General features: G+C 60.4%; 14 protein-coding genes, 1 tRNA gene and 1 other RNA gene. 14 read left to right on the forward strand and 2 right to left on the reverse strand.

The genetic code is table 11. From position 1 onward, the window contains the following. Positions 1-38: 38 nt before the first annotated feature. The 7 genes from DVJ77_RS12405 (at position 39) to lpxK (ending at position 8,573) form a co-directional block, all read left to right on the forward strand. A complete protein-coding gene (locus DVJ77_RS12405; protein WP_114845837.1) occupies positions 39-1,283 on the forward strand; it encodes a lipoprotein-releasing ABC transporter permease subunit in 1,245 nt (414 codons plus the stop codon). Between the two features lie 19 nt (positions 1,284-1,302). After that, positions 1,303-2,016: a lipoprotein-releasing ABC transporter ATP-binding protein LolD gene (gene lolD / locus DVJ77_RS12410; protein WP_114845838.1), complete on the forward strand. Its 714-nt coding sequence runs from the start codon at positions 1,303-1,305 to the stop codon at positions 2,014-2,016. A 291-nt stretch (positions 2,017-2,307) separates the two neighbouring features. Next, entirely contained in the window at positions 2,308-4,611 is a 2,304-nt protein-coding gene (locus DVJ77_RS12415) for a DNA internalization-related competence protein ComEC/Rec2 (protein ID WP_114845839.1), read from the forward strand. A 101-nt stretch (positions 4,612-4,712) separates the two neighbouring features. Beyond that, on the forward strand, positions 4,713-5,360 hold the full coding sequence (locus tag DVJ77_RS12420) for a MotA/TolQ/ExbB proton channel family protein (protein WP_114845840.1): 648 nt from the start codon (positions 4,713-4,715) through the stop codon (positions 5,358-5,360). A gap of 6 nt (positions 5,361-5,366) precedes the next feature. Next, positions 5,367-5,798, forward strand: a complete 432-nt coding sequence (locus tag DVJ77_RS12425) for an ExbD/TolR family protein (protein WP_114845841.1) — start codon at positions 5,367-5,369, stop codon at positions 5,796-5,798. Further along, a complete protein-coding gene (msbA, locus tag DVJ77_RS12430) occupies positions 5,795-7,570 on the forward strand; it encodes a lipid A export permease/ATP-binding protein MsbA (protein WP_114845842.1) in 1,776 nt (591 codons plus the stop codon). Before DVJ77_RS12425 ends, msbA begins: the two co-directional genes overlap by 4 nt. A gap of 7 nt (positions 7,571-7,577) precedes the next feature. Then, a complete protein-coding gene (gene lpxK / locus DVJ77_RS12435; protein ID WP_114845843.1) occupies positions 7,578-8,573 on the forward strand; it encodes a tetraacyldisaccharide 4'-kinase in 996 nt (331 codons plus the stop codon). Between the two features lie 45 nt (positions 8,574-8,618). Here lpxK and DVJ77_RS12440 read toward each other — a convergent pair whose 3' ends face one another. Beyond that, entirely contained in the window at positions 8,619-9,119 is a 501-nt protein-coding gene (locus DVJ77_RS12440) for an outer membrane lipoprotein (RefSeq protein ID WP_114845844.1), read from the reverse strand. Between the two features lie 233 nt (positions 9,120-9,352). Here DVJ77_RS12440 and DVJ77_RS12445 point away from each other — a divergent pair, with 233 nt between their 5' ends. Continuing rightward, positions 9,353-9,748 (forward strand): DUF6165 family protein, encoded by a 396-nt coding sequence (locus DVJ77_RS12445; RefSeq protein ID WP_114845845.1) that lies wholly within the window; start codon positions 9,353-9,355, stop codon positions 9,746-9,748. Between the two features lie 155 nt (positions 9,749-9,903). Then, on the forward strand, positions 9,904-11,592 hold the full coding sequence (locus DVJ77_RS12450) for a hypothetical protein (RefSeq protein ID WP_162791475.1): 1,689 nt from the start codon (positions 9,904-9,906) through the stop codon (positions 11,590-11,592). Here DVJ77_RS12450 and DVJ77_RS12455 read toward each other — a convergent pair. Beyond that, positions 11,589-12,650, reverse strand: a complete 1,062-nt coding sequence (locus DVJ77_RS12455) for a glycosyltransferase family 9 protein (protein ID WP_114845847.1) — start codon at positions 12,648-12,650, stop codon at positions 11,589-11,591. The genes DVJ77_RS12450 and DVJ77_RS12455 overlap by 4 nt on opposite strands. 36 nt (positions 12,651-12,686) lie before the next feature. On the opposite strand from DVJ77_RS12455, the gene DVJ77_RS12460 reads away from it, so the two are divergent. The 5 genes from DVJ77_RS12460 (at position 12,687) to ffs (ending at position 15,044) form a co-directional block, all read left to right on the forward strand. Next, a complete protein-coding gene (locus DVJ77_RS12460; protein WP_114845848.1) occupies positions 12,687-13,418 on the forward strand; it encodes a 3-deoxy-D-manno-octulosonic acid kinase in 732 nt (243 codons plus the stop codon). Further along, positions 13,415-14,173, forward strand: a complete 759-nt coding sequence (locus DVJ77_RS12465; RefSeq protein WP_114845849.1) for an MBL fold metallo-hydrolase — start codon at positions 13,415-13,417, stop codon at positions 14,171-14,173. The genes DVJ77_RS12460 and DVJ77_RS12465 overlap by 4 nt, the downstream gene beginning before the upstream one ends. A gap of 9 nt (positions 14,174-14,182) precedes the next feature. Beyond that, positions 14,183-14,692, forward strand: a complete 510-nt coding sequence (locus tag DVJ77_RS12470; RefSeq protein ID WP_114845850.1) for a DinB family protein — start codon at positions 14,183-14,185, stop codon at positions 14,690-14,692. 102 nt (positions 14,693-14,794) lie between these two features. Continuing rightward, positions 14,795-14,887: transfer RNA gene (locus DVJ77_RS12475), tRNA-Ser, on the forward strand. Between the two features lie 60 nt (positions 14,888-14,947). Beyond that, positions 14,948-15,044, forward strand: an RNA gene (ffs, locus tag DVJ77_RS12480) — signal recognition particle sRNA small type. Positions 15,045-15,094: the final 50 nt, after the last annotated feature.

Genomic DNA, 15,094 nt, shown 5'->3' on the forward strand with positions numbered 1-15,094 from the left:
GGGCGGCCTGCCCACTGACTCTTACAAGCGACCCGTCCATGTTTCGACCGCTCGAACTTTTTATCGGCTTGCGTTATACCCGCGCCAAACGGCGCAACCAGTTCATCTCTTTCATCTCTGCGGTTTCCATCATCTGCATTGCGATCAGCGTGACCGCGCTGATTACAGTGATGTCAGTGATGAACGGTTTCGACAACGAACTGCGTTCGCGCATTCTCGGCGCGATCTCGCACGCCACGGTTTCGAGCTTGTCCGGCGAGGGCATGCAGGACTGGCAGCAGACGGTAAAAGTCGCCGAGAGCAATCCGCATGTACAAGGCGCCGCACCTTACGTCGAAGGGCAGGCGATGTTGCTGGCGCGGCGCTCCAATGGCGCGATTGTGCGGGGCATCGAGCCAGAGCAAGAGCCCAAAGTATCCGAGCTGGGCAGCCACATGGTCGAAGGGACTCTGTCCGATCTCACGCCCAATAGCTGGAATATCGTGCTTGGCAAGGAGCTGGCGCTGACTCTGGGTGTCAACGTCGGTGACAAAGTCATCATGGTGGTGCCGCAATTTCGCGGCACGCCGATGGGTAGCGTGCCGCGTCAACGGGCTTTCAAGATCACCGGCATCTTCGAGCTGGGCATGCAGGAGTTCGATTCCGGTCTTGCGCTGGTCAATATGAGCGATGCTGAAAAGCTCAACGATCTCACCGGGCCGAACGGTATCCGCTTGCGCCTGGATGACCTGTTCAATGCGAATCCCGTAGCGCGAGAGCTGGCCGATAAGTTCGGGCAGGTCTATCGAGTCCAGACCTGGATGGACAGCCACGCAAACTTCTTCTCGGCGATCTCGATGGAGAAGAAGGTGATGTTCATCATTCTGTCGCTGATTATCCTGGTGGCGGTGATTAACCTGATCTCGATGCTGATGATGCTGGTAACGGACAAGCAGGCCGACATCGCCATTTTGCGCACCCTCGGTTCGACCCCGCGCAGCATCATGGGCATGTTTATGGTGCAAGGCGTACTGGTGGGCTTTGTCGGTATTGGCTGTGGCGTCGGCCTGGGCTCGCTGCTGTCATGGCGATTGCCGCAGATCGTGAAGGTCATCGAGCAGGTTTTCCATGTGACTTTTCTGTCGCCGGATATTTATTACATCAGCGAATTGCCCAGCAAGCTGCTGGCCAGCGATGTGGGCTGGGTGGCGCTGACTACGTTCCTGTTCTCCTTGCTGGCCACTCTGTATCCCGCCTGGCGTGCTTCGCGTACACAGCCGGCGCAGGCGCTGCGCTATGAGTGATTCCCTGATGAAAGCCACTATGACTCCTGCACCTATATCTGCTCCATCCAAACATGCTGCCGATGGCCTCGTACTGCGCGCCAGTCATGTCGCCAAGACCTATCAAGAGGGCGATCTCAAGACCGATGTATTGAGCGATGTGAGCTTCAGCCTGAAGCGTGGCGAAACGCTGGCCATCGTTGGTGCATCGGGCTCGGGTAAAAGCACGTTGCTGCACATCATTGGTGGGCTGGATACGCTGACCGGCGGCGAAGTGGAGGTGGACGGGCGCATATTGTCGACACTGTCCGATGCCGAACGTGGCCGGGTGCGCAACCGCTCGCTGGGTTTCATCTACCAATTTCATCATCTGCTGCCCGAGTTCACCGCCTTGGAGAACGTATGCATGCCGCTATTGATTCGGGGCGTCTCGATCGTCGAGGCGCAGCGCGAAGCCGCTGCATTGTTGGAGCGGGTTGGCCTGGGGCAGCGCCTGGCGCACAAGCCATCGGAGCTGTCCGGTGGCGAGCGGCAACGTTGTGCCGTGGCGCGCGCATTAGTAACCAAGCCGGCCTGTGTGCTTGGCGATGAGCCTACCGGCAATCTCGATGAAGGCAATGCGGCGCAGGTGTACGCGTTGATGCTTGAGCTCAATCGCGAAGTCGGCACCAGTTTTATCCTGGTGACTCACGACAGCCGGTTGGCGGCGAAGATGGATCGCACGCTTGAGCTGCATAACGGGGAGTTGAGATAAGAGCAGGGAACGGGGAATAGGGAACGGGGAACATGCAGCTTGAGTGGTGGCTGTGATGTCGCGTTCTTTTTTGATTTTTCTTTGTTTTTTCTCTTGCTTTTCAGCTCCTGCTTTTTAGGCTTTTCCCCGTTCCCCGTTCCCCGTTCCCCGTTCCCCGTTCCCCGTTCCCCGTTCCCCGTTCCCCGTTCCCCGTTCCCCGTTCCCCGTTCCCCAGATTTCCCCTACACGTTTTTCATCCTCGCGCCGTGACGTATCGCGTTAGGCTGGGTACTCCAGGGAATGGAGTGGGTGATGGGGCGTATCAGTAGTGCAGTCGGGGCCGGGTTGGCGTTATTGCTTGGCGTGCTTGCGGTGCAATGGCTGCCGGTCTTGCCTTCGCGCTGGTGGTGTCTGTTCGGCGTCATTTTGCTGGTTGTGCCGTGCTGGCGTTGGCCATGTTGGCGTGGGTGCGCCTGCGTGCTGTTCGGATTCGCCTGGGCGGTTTGGCGTGCCAGTGCGGCGATGGACGCGCGTTTGCCGCGCGAGCTTGAGGGCCGTGATTTCAGCGTCATCGGCACTATCGCCGACCTGCCACAATCGGGTGCCGACGCGACCCGATTTCGCCTGACGATCGAGCAGGCCACGCTGGATGGCGAGCCGATCGCCTTGCATGGCCAGCTACGGCTGGCCTGGTACCGAACCGCGCCGGTGTTGGAGCCATGCTCGCGTTGGCGACTCACATTACGCTTGAAGCGTCCGCGCGGCCTGGTCAATCCCGGTAGTGCCGATAGTGAGCGGAGTTCGTTGGAGCGCGGCGTCATCGCCACCGGTTACGTGCGCGAGGACGATGCCAACGCGATGCTCGACTCGTCCCGCTTCTGCATCGATGGCGTGCGTGATGCGATCGCCAAGGGCATCGCGGCACGTGTACGCGATCCACACGATGTAGCGCTATTACAGGCATTTTCAGTCGGCGATATACGCGGGCTGAGCCAGCGCGATTGGGAGGTCGCGCGAGCCAACGGCATCCCGCATTTGATTGCGATCTCCGGTTTCCATGTCGGTGTCGCCGCCATATTCGGCATCTGGCTGGCACGTTTTGCTTATTTGATATGGCCAGGCCTGGCGTTACGTTTGCCCCGTATGCAGGCGCAGGCCACGCTGGCCTTGCTGATGGCGGGGATCTATAGCGCGTTGGCTGGCTTCGGTTTACCTACGGTGCGCACGCTGCTGATGATTGCGGTGGTTGCGTGGGCGCGTTGTAGTCGGCGCCAAAGCAGCGGCGCGCAATCGTTGGCGCTGGCGTTGATCGCCATTCTGCTGGTCGATCCATTGGCGGTGCTGGCGGCGGGGTTCTGGTTGTCCTTTGTCGGGGTGGCTTTTCTGATCTTTGGCCTGACCGCCAGTGGTCGTGGCTTGCGTGGGTTTGTGCGCGAGTTGTCCGCCGGACAATTATTGATGACGGTGTCTTTGCTGCCGCTGACCATGTGGTTCTTTGGTGAGTCCTCGTTGGTCGGTGTCTTATCCAATCTGATCGCCGTGCCCTTCGTCAGCTTTGTGATCGTGCCTGGCGCACTACTTGGCATGTTGCTGCTGGGCTTGTGTCCACCCCTGGCAACCCCCGTGTTGTGGCTGACGGGTTGGCTGGCGCATGCGCAATGGTGGTTGCTACAACGCATGGCGACCTGGCCGGGTGCGCATTGGTACCTGCCGGAGGTGGCGCCGTGGGCGCTCTGGCTGGCGACGTTGGGTGCCTGGTGGCTGTTCATGCCGCGCGGAGTGCCACTGCGCGGATTGGGTTTTTTGCTGTTTCTGCCGCTGGTCTGGCCGCCGTCATCGGTGCCGCAGCAAGGCGCATTCCAGCTATGGGTGCTGGACGTAGGGCAGGGTTTGTCGGTGTTGCTGCGCACTGAGCGTCATACCCTGGTCTACGACACGGGTGCGCGCTATCCGTCGGATTTCGATATGGGCGAGGCTGCGGTATTGCCATCCATGCGCGCCTTGGGCATCAGCCAGCTCGACATGCTGATGGTGAGCCATGCGGACAACGATCATGCGGGCGGGGCACCGGCGGTTGCGGCGGCTTTCCCGTTGGCACGGCGTTACGCCGGTGAGCCCGAGCACATGTCGCTGCCGATGGAGCCTTGTCAGGCCGGCCAGGAGTGGACATGGGACGGGGTGCGTTTTCGCGTATTGCATCCTGAGGTTGGGCGCAGCGGCAAGGGAAATGATCGCTCCTGCGTGCTCTTGATCGAGGGCATCGGTGGACGCGTCTTACTTACGGGTGACATCAGCAGCAAGGTCGAGTTACGGGTGGCCGCCGCGATGGGCGAGGGAGCTGCGCCAGTGTTGCTGGTGCCGCATCACGGTAGCCGCAGCTCGTCGAGTGCAGCCTTTATTGGCCGTCTGCAGCCACCATTGGCGATCGTTTCGGCAGGCTGGCGCAGCCGCTTCGGCCATCCGCATCCGCACGTGGTACAGCGCTATGCGGCGGCTGGCGTGCCCTTGCTGAATACGGCTGAATATGGGGCCATTCAGCTAGATGTGCCGGTCCATACGTCCCCGGTAATCAGCGCCACGTGGCGGCAGCGGCGTATGCGTTATTGGCGCGAATGAGCGTATTGCCACCGGCGCCACGGAACCGGGAAGTGGGGCTGCTATGATGCGCGCTCTTTAAACGACTGCGGATAGTAGGTGTTGTCGTGCTTGAACTCCTGATGGCTGGCGGATGGGCGATGTTGCCTATCCTGATCTGTTCGGCGGTCGCCGTAGCGATCGTATTAGAGCGTTGTTGGACCTTGCGCCGCTCGTCGGTATTGCCGACTGGCTTGGGTAACGAAGTGCTCAATTGGGCACGTTCGGGCCAGCTCGACCCCGCGCATTTGACCACTTTGGCCAATGGCTCGCCCTTGGGCGAATTGCTGGCATCGGCATTGGCCGTACGTAATCGGCCACGCGAACTCATCAAAGAGCGTATCGAGGACACCGGTCGCCATGTGGTGCATCGCATGGAGCGTTATCTCAACACGCTCGGCACGATCGCCTTGATTGGTCCATTGCTGGGTTTGCTCGGTACGGTCATCGGCCTTATCCGCATGTTTCTCGATGTGATGAAGGGCGGTGTCGGCGATCCGATGAAAATGGCAGGCGGCATTGGCGAGGCATTGATCTGCACCGCGACCGGCTTGGTCGTGGCGATTCCCGCTTATGTACTGCATCGCTATTTTCGTTCCAAGGTTGCGGGCTATTGCGTCGATATGGAAAAGCAGGCGACCGCGCTGCTCGACGAGTTGACCATCGCCGCACCGGCTGCCGCGCGCCCGCGTCGTGCGGCAAGTGCGAGCACCGAACCGAGCGCAGGCTAAGCACCGATGCGTATCGGCAATGACCGGAGGCAGGACGATTTCGAGATCAACGTGATCTCGCTGATCGATGTGCTGCTCACCTTGTTGATGTTCTTCGTGCTTACCACCACCTTTATTCAGCATTCGCGGATGCAGGTGACGTTGCCCAAGGCTAGCGCCGAAGAACGCGATATGCAGGCCCCCGCGCTCACCGTGGTAGTGGATCGCGATGGCCATTATTTCGTCGGCAGCGACGAGGTGCGGGGTGAAGGCATCGAGCCGCTGAAGCGCACGATTGCCCAAGTGGCCGGCGATGATCGCGAACGCCAAGTCACCATTCGCGCCGACGCTATGACGGCGCACCAGAATGTGGTGATGGTGATGGATGCATTGGGCCAGTTGGGCTTTACCAAACTGTCTATCGCCACGACGCCGAGTCAAGAGAGCACGGGCCGGTGAGTAAAGAGAAAGCCAGCGTATGGGGGGCTGAAACCTGGCGAACCTATAGACGTTTGCTGGGCTATACCCAACGCTACTGGGCTATCGGTCTTATCGCGCTGGTGGGCATGGTGATCGAAAGCGGCTGCCTGGCGGGCTTCACCAAGCTGCTGCGACCGCTGATCGACGATTTGTTTGCGAAGAAAGACGCGTATCTGATCTTCTGGATGCCGATCTGGATCATCGGCATTTTCCTGTTACGTGGCATCGGCATTTTTCTCAGCGACTACGGCATCGCCTATATCGGCCGCCACGTCGTGCAAAGCATGCGGCGGGACGTGTTTAGTGCTTATCTGCGGTTACCGGCGGCATTTTTCGGTGCCGAACATTCCGGTCAGCAGGTTTCCCGCATCACCTATACCAGCGAGCAAGTGGCGCAGGCCTCAACCGATGCCTTGAAAGTGGCGGTTACCGAGGGGCTGATGGTAATCGGCATGTTGTGGGTCATGCTCAGCAACAGTGCTTACCTCACCTTGGCTTTGTTTGTGATGGTGCCGGCGATTGTGCTGATCGTTACCGTGGTCAGCCGCCGCTATCGCACCATCAGCAAACGCATTCAAGGCACCATGGGATCGGTGACGGGCACCGTCGAAGAATCGGTCGGGGCGCATCGAGAGGTGCGCATCTACGGCGGGCAGGGGCACGAGGCGAAGCGCTTCGAGCAGATCACCAACCATAGCCTGCGGCTCAATCTCAAAGTGGTCACCACCAGCGCATTGTCCAGCGCCACCGTGCAGACGGCGGCGGCGTTTGCGCTGGCTTTGCTGGTATACCTTGGTACGCGGCCGGGGGTTATCGATCAGATTTCGCCGGGTGTGTTCATCAGCGTGCTTACCGCTATGGGCGGCATGCTGCCTTCGTTGAAACGGCTCACCGGTGTGCAGGCGACGATTCAACGTGGCATGGCTGCTTGCGATGATTTATTCGAGATCATCGATATGCCGCCGGAGATCGATAACGGCACCCGTGTCATCGAACGATCGCGCGGCGATTTGCAGTTTAACGATGTGCGCCTGGTGTATCCGCGCAACAGCTATGAAGCATTGCGCGGCATCGATCTGCATTGTCGGCCGGGTACGGTGACTGCGCTGGTCGGCCGCTCCGGTAGCGGCAAGAGCAGCCTGGTCAGCTTGTTGCCGCGATTCTACGAACCCAGCGCCGGCACCATTACGCTGGATAACGAGAACTGCGCGAATTACACCTTGGCCTCGCTGCGTGAGCAGATCGCCTGGGTGGGGCAGAGCGTGGTGTTGTTCGACGGCACCGTTGCCGACAACATTGCCTACGGTGAGTTGGCCGGCGCCAGCGAAGCGGCGATTGTCGCCGCCGCCGAAGCGGCCAATGCAATGGAGTTCATCAGTCGCATGCCTGAGGGAATCCACAGTTCGATCGGGCAAGGCGGCAACATGCTCTCCGGCGGCCAGCGCCAGCGCATCGCCATCGCCCGCGCCATTCTCAAGAACGCGCCGATTCTGGTGCTGGACGAGGCGACCAGCGCACTCGATACCGAGTCCGAACGCTTGATCCAGCAGGCGTTGCAGCGGCTGATGCGCGATCGCACTACCGTGGTGATCGCGCATCGCCTGTCCACCATTGAGGGTGCCGATCAGATCGCAGTGATGGATCAAGGACGCATTGTCGAGCGTGGCACACATGCTCAATTGCTCGCGCTGGGCGGTCATTACGCCGCGTTGCATCGCATGCAGTTTCACGATCAGCAAGCGAGCGACTGAGGCCTGCATGGCGCTGGCCGATACGCTCGAAGCGGCTTGGTACGGCCACCGTCCTTCACCCTGGTGGAGCTTTCCGTTGGCCTGGTTTTATGGCGGGGTGATTTATCTGCGCCGCGCCTTGTACCGGCGTGGTTGGCTACGCAGCGAGCGCTTGCCGGTACCGGTGGTCGTGATCGGCAATCTCAGCGTAGGCGGCACCGGCAAGACCCCGCTGACCATTGCGGTCGTAGACGCTTTACGCCAACGCGGTTTTCGTCCTGGGGTGGTGAGTCGCGGTTATGGCGGTAGCCATCGGCAGCCTATGCTGCTCGATGCGGCGCCGGATCCCGCGATCGTCGGCGACGAGCCCTGCTTGATCCGTGCCAGCGGTGTACCTGTAGCAGTAGGGCGAGATCGTCCCGCAGCGGCATGCTTGTTGATTGCCGCGGGCTGCGATGTGGTCATTGCCGATGACGGGCTGCAGCACTATCGGCTGGCGCGTGATGTTGAAATTTGTGTAATCGATGGCGTACGTCGCTTTGGCAATCAGCGATTGTTGCCTGCCGGGCCTTTACGTGAACCATTGAGTCGCTTGAGTAAGGTGGATTTTCGAGTATGCAACGGCGGTAAGGCGCAGGCCGGCGATATTTCCATGCAGCTCGAAGGGAGTAGCGCCAGCGCGCTTGTCGATGGTCACCAGCAGCCGTTGGCGAGTTTTGTCGGGCAGTCGGTGCATGCGGTGGCGGCCATTGGCCATCCGCGGCGCTTCTTCGACAGCTTGCGCGCACACGGGCTGGAGGTGATCGAGCATGCCTTTCCCGATCACCATACCTTTTCCGCAAGCGACCTGGATTTTCGCGACGAACTGCCGCTGTTGATGACCGAGAAAGACGCCGTCAAATGCCGGCACTTTGCACGGCCGCATGAGTGGTCGGTACCGGTGCGTGCCGTTTTACCGCAGGATTTTCTCGATGCGTTGAGCAATCGCGTCGATGCCTGCCGAGACGAGCGCCTGCCGAAATAGAAAGGCCGGCATAAATGCCGGCCTTTTTGCTTTATGCGCTGGCGTTTACTGCACGCGAGTCACATTGCCATTGTTATCGATTTGCACGATATCGCCTTCGCGAATCGAGCTGGCATCCGGTACGGTGACGTTGCTGATGCCGCCATCGCCCATTTTCAGGCGCAGGGTATAGCTTTCGCCGCCGCCGCCCGTACCGATCTTGTTGCCGACGACACCGCCGCCGACGGCGCCGGCGATGGTGGCAAGCGTATTGCCCTTGCCTTTGCCGACCTGATTGCCAAGTACGCCGCCGGCAACACCGCCGATGACCGTGCCTAGGGTGCCGTGATCGCGGCCCTGGGTGATATTGCGCTCGATCGACTGCACCGTACCGCACTGGCTGCAGCGGACGAAGATGCCATCGTTACGGATCAATACATTGCCGGTAGAGCTGATGTAGCCGGTGTTGCCGGCCGGTGCTTTGCTGGGGCCCGCGGCATGCGCGGTGACCGCAGTGAGAGCAAGCGCCGCAGCGAGGGCAAAGACGTTGAGATGACGAATTTTCATGGGCTCTCCTTGGTGGTTCATAGTGACGATGCCGACTCGATCGCTACGGACAGGGGCGATTCAAGATTCCGGTGTTGCCTTGCGTCGGCATGGTAGTTCGATTTTTGTTGCGGCGGAGCGCCGAAAACGCCGGTATGTCCGTATGGGACAGCGCTTGTTTATTATGTGAGGCTGTCGGCCGTGGATGTCTTACGGTCACCTGACGGTTTCGATTCACTGTTTTCGGAGTTTCTATGAGCCTTATTCAAGTACCGGTCTCGTACGGCGAGTTGATCGACAAGATCACTATTTTAGAGATCAAGTCGCAGCAGATCACCGATCCGGCCAAGCTGGTCAACGTGCGCAACGAACTGGATCTGCTGAACGCGACCTGGGCCAGCGCCCCCGCTTCACAAACCGATATCAGCGACGAGCGCGCCCGGCTGCTGGCCGTAAACCAGGTGCTTTGGGTCATCGAAGACGATATTCGCCTGAAGGAAAAGGCTCAGGCGTTCGATCAGGCCTTCATCGAGTTGGCCCGTTCGGTGTATTTCCGTAACGATGAACGTGCCGCCGTGAAGCGCGAGATCAATCTCAAGCTTGGCTCGCAACTGGTCGAGGAAAAGTCGTATCAGGATTACCGCGCCTAAGCGCTCGTTACCGCCGTTCCATCGCTTGATAACACCTACTCGGCCAGTGCCGGCTGAGTAGGTGGTCCCCCTGCCTTGCCCAGGCATATGTGTTCACCCGGCTGTGACGTATGGCCGATGCACTATGGCTGGGGTTTATTCATTGGGGGGAACTGATGAACCAGGACGACACGCAAGCGGCGGCCTTGCAGGCCCAGGCCTATCCGATCGCCCAGCCGCCGAAGGGCCCCTATCCCGAACAATCGATCCCGCGCTACAACGCGGCAAAAGGCATGTGGGCGGCCTGTTTCTCAGGTGGCGGGCCACGTGCATTTGCGGCATCGCTGGGGCAGATGCGGGGGCTTCAGGCGGCCGGTGTAGTGCCTTTGCTCGGCGCGATCTCCTGCGTATCGGGCGGTAGCTGGTTCGGCGGGCTGTTTTCTTATGCACCTTCGTCTTATAGCGACCAGCAATTGCTGGGGCCGGTGGTCGCTCCCGGCGATCTCACAGTGGCCATGCTCGATCAACTGCCGTCCGGTTATCTGGGTTCGGCCTTAGGTCATCTCAGTAATGAAGAGCTGGCAGCATGGCTGGCCCTTTATCTGTTGGAGTACAAATGGGGCACGATACCGTTCGACAAGATCTGGGGGCGCTTGCTCAATGCGACGCTGCTGTCGCCGTTCGGGCTGGGTGATCTCAATACCTCGCTGACCTTGAACCAGCAGACGCTCGCTGCCATTGAGGCCCGCAACCCCTCGCTGAATGCGAATTTCTTTACCCTGCGCAAGGACCGTCCCTTCTTTATTGCCGGGGCCACGCTGGTCTATCCCCAGAACACGCTGTCGCCCCAGGGTGATTTCGTGCGCAGCTATCCCGCCCGCGATCATGCTTTGCTGCGCACGCAGCCCAGGCTTGAGCCCGGCGATCTACCGGGGCAGACCTATCGGCCGTTCGAATACACACCCGGCTACAGCGGCACGCCGCAGTTGTTCGCCGGCGCAGGTGTTAACGGTGTCGATATCGGCAATGGCTATGTCGAGAACTTCGCGTTTGATACGCCGACACCGCGAGGCGTGAATTCCAGCGATATCGTGACCGTGGCCGCAGGGCAGTTTCCGTTCCTGTTGTCCGATGTCATCGGTAGCAGCAGCGCAGCGCTGGCTTCGCTGATAGATCTGTCCGGTTATTCGGGCGGCTTCCCTTATTTCCAGTATTGGCCGATCCGCAAGATCGGTCAGCAGGCATCGGCGAGTTATAGCTTCGGCGATGGCGGCATCCTGGAGAACATCGGCATTGTCCCGCTGCTGCGGCGCAAGTACCGGGTGATTTTCGCCTTCGTCAATTCGCCGTTTCCGATCAATGCCACCGACAAGGGGTGTGTCGATGGCATCGACGGTCAGATCAGCCGGTTGTTCGGTTTCATCCCTGCCAACGACTATGGCAGCAACCAGAATACGCAGATCTTCGATAAAACGGAGTTCGCCGGATTGGCCGCCGGTTTGAAATCTGCGCGCGCGGCCGGTGAGGCGGTGGTGCATGCCGGGTACTACGCCGTGCTGCCCAACAATCCGTTTGCACTGGAATCGTACACACCCTTGATCTTCTGGCTGTACAACGATTTGAACGAATCATGGCGCCATCGGTTGCCACCTGCGGTCAGTGCCTTGCTCAATGACACTGATCCACAGGATTTCCTGGCCAACTTTCCGAATTACGCCACCGTCGGGCAGAACTACGAGGAATTGCTCTACCTCACGCCGAGGCAGATTAATCTGCTCGCCCATATGTGGTGCGACACCATGGTGCAGGGCTTCGCCGCGCAGGGACAGGCGTTTGGCATGGATTTGCCCGGACCGGCTGGCTAGCTGGTTTGGGCATGGCGCTGATGTGCGGCGCAAGCCTCGAAGCGCTCGATAACCGCGTCGACCTCGATCAGATCCATCACTCCGGGTCGTTCGATCTTGCTGCCCCAGGGAATCTCGCTGGCTGGTTTGCCCAGGTATTTTCGGGCGGCCGCATCGTATTGGTTCACGCACCAGCGACGATCGGAATAGGGGCCGGAGCGGTCGGGGTTACTTGCCGCATGCAAGCCCAGCACTTTGCAGCCGACGGTATTGGCCATATGCATGGGGCCGGAGTCGGGTGTCAGTAGCATCTGTGCGCGGGAAAGCGTCGCCATCAGCCGTTTGAGCGTGTCCTTGCCGGTGAGGTCGAGCGGCGTGCTACGGCAGGCTGCGAGTACGGCATCGGCCGCGCTGCGTTCGGCTGGCGAAGGGCCGCCTACCAAGGCTACCCGCCAGCCGCGCGCGGCGGCATGATCCATCACGGCGGCATAACGTTCGGCGCGCCAGTTGCGTAGCTGGTGGCTGGAGGTTGGGCTGACCAGCAGTGTCGGCGTTTCGCCAGATAGTTGTTCGGCCGCCCAGGCATGTGCCTCGTCGGGTATGGGGATATCCCAGCGCACGTGGGTCTGTTTGAGGCCCAGAGGCTCGCAAAAGCTACCGATGGCGTCGAGTACGTGTTCGCCGGTGCGGGCCGGAATCCGCTCGTTGACGACCAGTCCATGCAGATCTTTCGCACGGGCATGGTCATAGCCGACACGGCGCTTTGCATGAATCCCGAGGCTGAGCAGGTTGGAGCGAAGCGCCACTTGCATCTGCAGCAACGCGTCAAAGCGATGGCTGCGCAAAGCTTCGCGCACCGCTCGCATACCAGCCCAGCCGGCGCTCTTGTCGAACGTGATGAACTCCACCCCAGGCAGGTCACCGACCAGTCGACGCTCCAACTTACCGACGATCCAGCTCAGCGTGGTTTGCGGCCATGCCTGCTGCAGAGTGCGAACCAGCGGCACGACATGGGTGACATCACCGATGGCGGATGTGCGAAGCAGGCAGATGGAGGCGGGGATCGAGTTTGGGGGCATGGGGCTTGAGCTAGAATCGCACGACTAGAGCCGGGCATGATGATGCAAGAACGAGTCCGAGAGGACGCTACCAGCGCGATTCTGTTTGATGCTGCCGTGGCGCCACAAGTCGATGAGTGCTGGTTTACGCCAGCCTACTGGCGCGATCGCGGCGCCTTGCGTACGCAGGCAGGCGGGCGCGGCGGCGTCGCCATTGTCGATACACCGGCAGGCGAGTGCGTGCTGCGTCATTATCGTCGCGGGGGCCGCGTGGCGAATGTGCTGGGTGATCGCTACCTGTGGACCGGCGCCGCATATACGCGTTGCTTCTCCGAGTTGCGTTTGTTGGGCGCCATTGCCGCGCTTGGCCTGCCCGGACCGCAACCGGTGGCTGCCCGCTATCAACGGCATGGGCTGTTTTACACCGCCGACCTGATGACCCGCCGTATCGCCGAAGCGCAGACTTTGGCGGAGTGCCTGGCGCTGCAGCGGCTCAATACTGAATTGGCCGAGTCGACCGGCGCCCTGGTGGCGCGTTTTCATCGCGCCGGCATCTGGCATGCCGATCTGAATGCGCATAACGTGCTGGTGACTCCGAGCGAGCTGTATCTGATCGATTTCGATCGCGGTCAGCAACGTCGGCCCGCCTTGAGTTGGCAGCAAGCTAATCTGCAACGCCTGCGGCGCTCGCTAATCAAGCTGGGCGCGGCCGAACTCGGCGAGGCCGCTTTTGAAGAAATGCTCTGGAAGCCTTTGCTCAGCCGCTACAGGCAGGTTCTAAACGCATGAACTGGACGTTACATTTTCTCGGTGTCGGCGCGGCGCATGCGGTCGAGCTTGGCTCGTCGGCGGCTGTGTTGGAGCGCGATGGCGAGCCGGTGCTGCTGATCGATTGCGGCCCGGACACGCTCGACCGCTATCTCGCCGCCTACGGCGTGCCGCCGCGAGCGCTGTATATCACCCATACCCACATGGATCATGTTGCCGGGTTGGAGCGGTTGTTTTTCCGGCTTTGGTTTGATGAGCGGCTGCGGGGGCAGACCCGTCTTTTCGCGCATGCCGGATTGATATCTTTGCTGCAAGGGCGGGTTGCCGACTACCCCAATGTCCTGGCCGAAGGGGGCGTCAACTTCTGGGAAGCTTTTCGGTTGATCCCATGTCATCGCGGTTTTTGGCTGGATGAGCTGTGGTTCGATGTGTTTGCCACTCGCCATCACATGCCGGGTACCTCTTACGGCATCGCGCTGGCCGGTAGTTTTGCCTACACCGGAGATACCCGCCCGATCCCGGAGATGCTGGCTCGCCATGCTGGCGGCACCGAAGTCATTGCCCATGATTGCGGCCTGGTCGGCAACCCTTCGCATACGGGTATTGACGACGTCGAACGCGAATATCCCGCGCCGCTGCGTTCGCGCCTGCGGCTATATCACTATGGCAGTGCCGCCGACGGTGCGGCGCTAGCTGCGCGTGGCTACTCGATCGCCACGGCCAATGTCCGCATATCGCTGGCTGCGCCATCACCTCTTCGCCCCGATGCCGGGTGACTGGAATTTATGAGCACTAAGCAACTTCGGATGCTGGCGCGCTACAAGGCGTGGGCCAATCAGCTTATTTTCGACGCTGTTTCAGGCCTGCCAGCGATTGAAACGTCAAGGCCACGGCAGACTGTATTCGGCAATATGCTGCGGACGCTCAGCCACAGTTATGCGATTGACCGGATTTTCCAGGCGCATCTGCAGGGCGGCGAACATGGCTTCACCTCGCGCAATACACCCGAGCCGCTGCCGCTTGACCAGTTATGGCCGCTGCAACAGGCGGTAGATCAGTGGTACGTCGCCTGGAGCGATGCCCAGGATGCGCAGAGTATCGACGAGAGCGTGCCTTTCAGCTTTATTGGTGGCGGGCAGGGGGTCATGACGCGCGCCGAGATGCTGCTGCACGTGGTCAATCACACGACTTATCACCGGGGTTTCGTGGCCGATATGTTCTATCAGGTGCAGGCCAAACCGCCGACCACCGATCTGCCGGTGTTCCTGCGCGATGTGGCGCAAAACCAGGGTTGAGTCCGGCGGCTGAATGGCATCTCTTGTCACTGCGCGAGGCTCCGGTTATTCTTCCGCTTCTTTGTTGGGCTCAACGGCCCGGCAACGAGGTTTCACCATCGCGGAGAGGTGTCCGAGTGGTTGAAGGAGCACGCCTGGAAAGTGTGTATACGGCTAAACCCCGTATCGAGGGTTCGAATCCCTCTCTCTCCGCCAGTGAGTGAAACCGAGCGCCAACCTGCTGGTTGACGCCAAAAGCAACGTCTATGGTGGCCCTGTCGGTCCCTCCGCGACGATAGTTCGTAAACTCCGCCAGGCCCGGAAGGGAGCAACGGTAGCGAATGATTCGGGTGCCGGAGTGTGGCTGGCAGGGCCGCCGCCTTTTCGGGGGTGCTCGCCTTGCCGAGGGTGACTTGGCACAAT

It is taken from the genome of Dyella tabacisoli, assembly GCF_003350925.1.
In the GTDB taxonomy this organism is placed as follows: Bacteria; Pseudomonadota; Gammaproteobacteria; order Xanthomonadales; family Rhodanobacteraceae; genus Dyella_C; species Dyella_C tabacisoli.

Excerpts from the sequence above, each read along its gene's own strand:
- lpxK (WP_114845843.1), top strand. The coding sequence starts at position 7,578 with ATGGCGCTGGCCGATACGCTCGAAGCGGCTTGGTACGGCCACCGTCCT.
- DVJ77_RS12445 (WP_114845845.1), top strand. The coding sequence starts at position 9,353 with ATGAGCCTTATTCAAGTACCGGTCTCGTACGGCGAGTTGATCGACAAG.
- DVJ77_RS12405 (WP_114845837.1), top strand. The coding sequence starts at position 39 with ATGTTTCGACCGCTCGAACTTTTTATCGGCTTGCGTTATACCCGCGCC.
- lolD (WP_114845838.1), top strand. The coding sequence starts at position 1,303 with ATGACTCCTGCACCTATATCTGCTCCATCCAAACATGCTGCCGATGGC.
- DVJ77_RS12415 (WP_114845839.1), top strand. The coding sequence starts at position 2,308 with ATGGGGCGTATCAGTAGTGCAGTCGGGGCCGGGTTGGCGTTATTGCTT.
- DVJ77_RS12450 (WP_162791475.1), top strand. The coding sequence starts at position 9,904 with ATGAACCAGGACGACACGCAAGCGGCGGCCTTGCAGGCCCAGGCCTAT.
- DVJ77_RS12465 (WP_114845849.1), top strand. The coding sequence starts at position 13,415 with ATGAACTGGACGTTACATTTTCTCGGTGTCGGCGCGGCGCATGCGGTC.
- DVJ77_RS12455 (WP_114845847.1), bottom strand. The coding sequence starts at position 12,650 with ATGCCCCCAAACTCGATCCCCGCCTCCATCTGCCTGCTTCGCACATCC.
- DVJ77_RS12420 (WP_114845840.1), top strand. The coding sequence starts at position 4,713 with ATGGCTGGCGGATGGGCGATGTTGCCTATCCTGATCTGTTCGGCGGTC.
- DVJ77_RS12425 (WP_114845841.1), top strand. The coding sequence starts at position 5,367 with ATGCGTATCGGCAATGACCGGAGGCAGGACGATTTCGAGATCAACGTG.
- DVJ77_RS12470 (WP_114845850.1), top strand. The coding sequence starts at position 14,183 with ATGAGCACTAAGCAACTTCGGATGCTGGCGCGCTACAAGGCGTGGGCC.
- DVJ77_RS12440 (WP_114845844.1), bottom strand. The coding sequence starts at position 9,119 with ATGAAAATTCGTCATCTCAACGTCTTTGCCCTCGCTGCGGCGCTTGCT.
- DVJ77_RS12460 (WP_114845848.1), top strand. The coding sequence starts at position 12,687 with ATGATGATGCAAGAACGAGTCCGAGAGGACGCTACCAGCGCGATTCTG.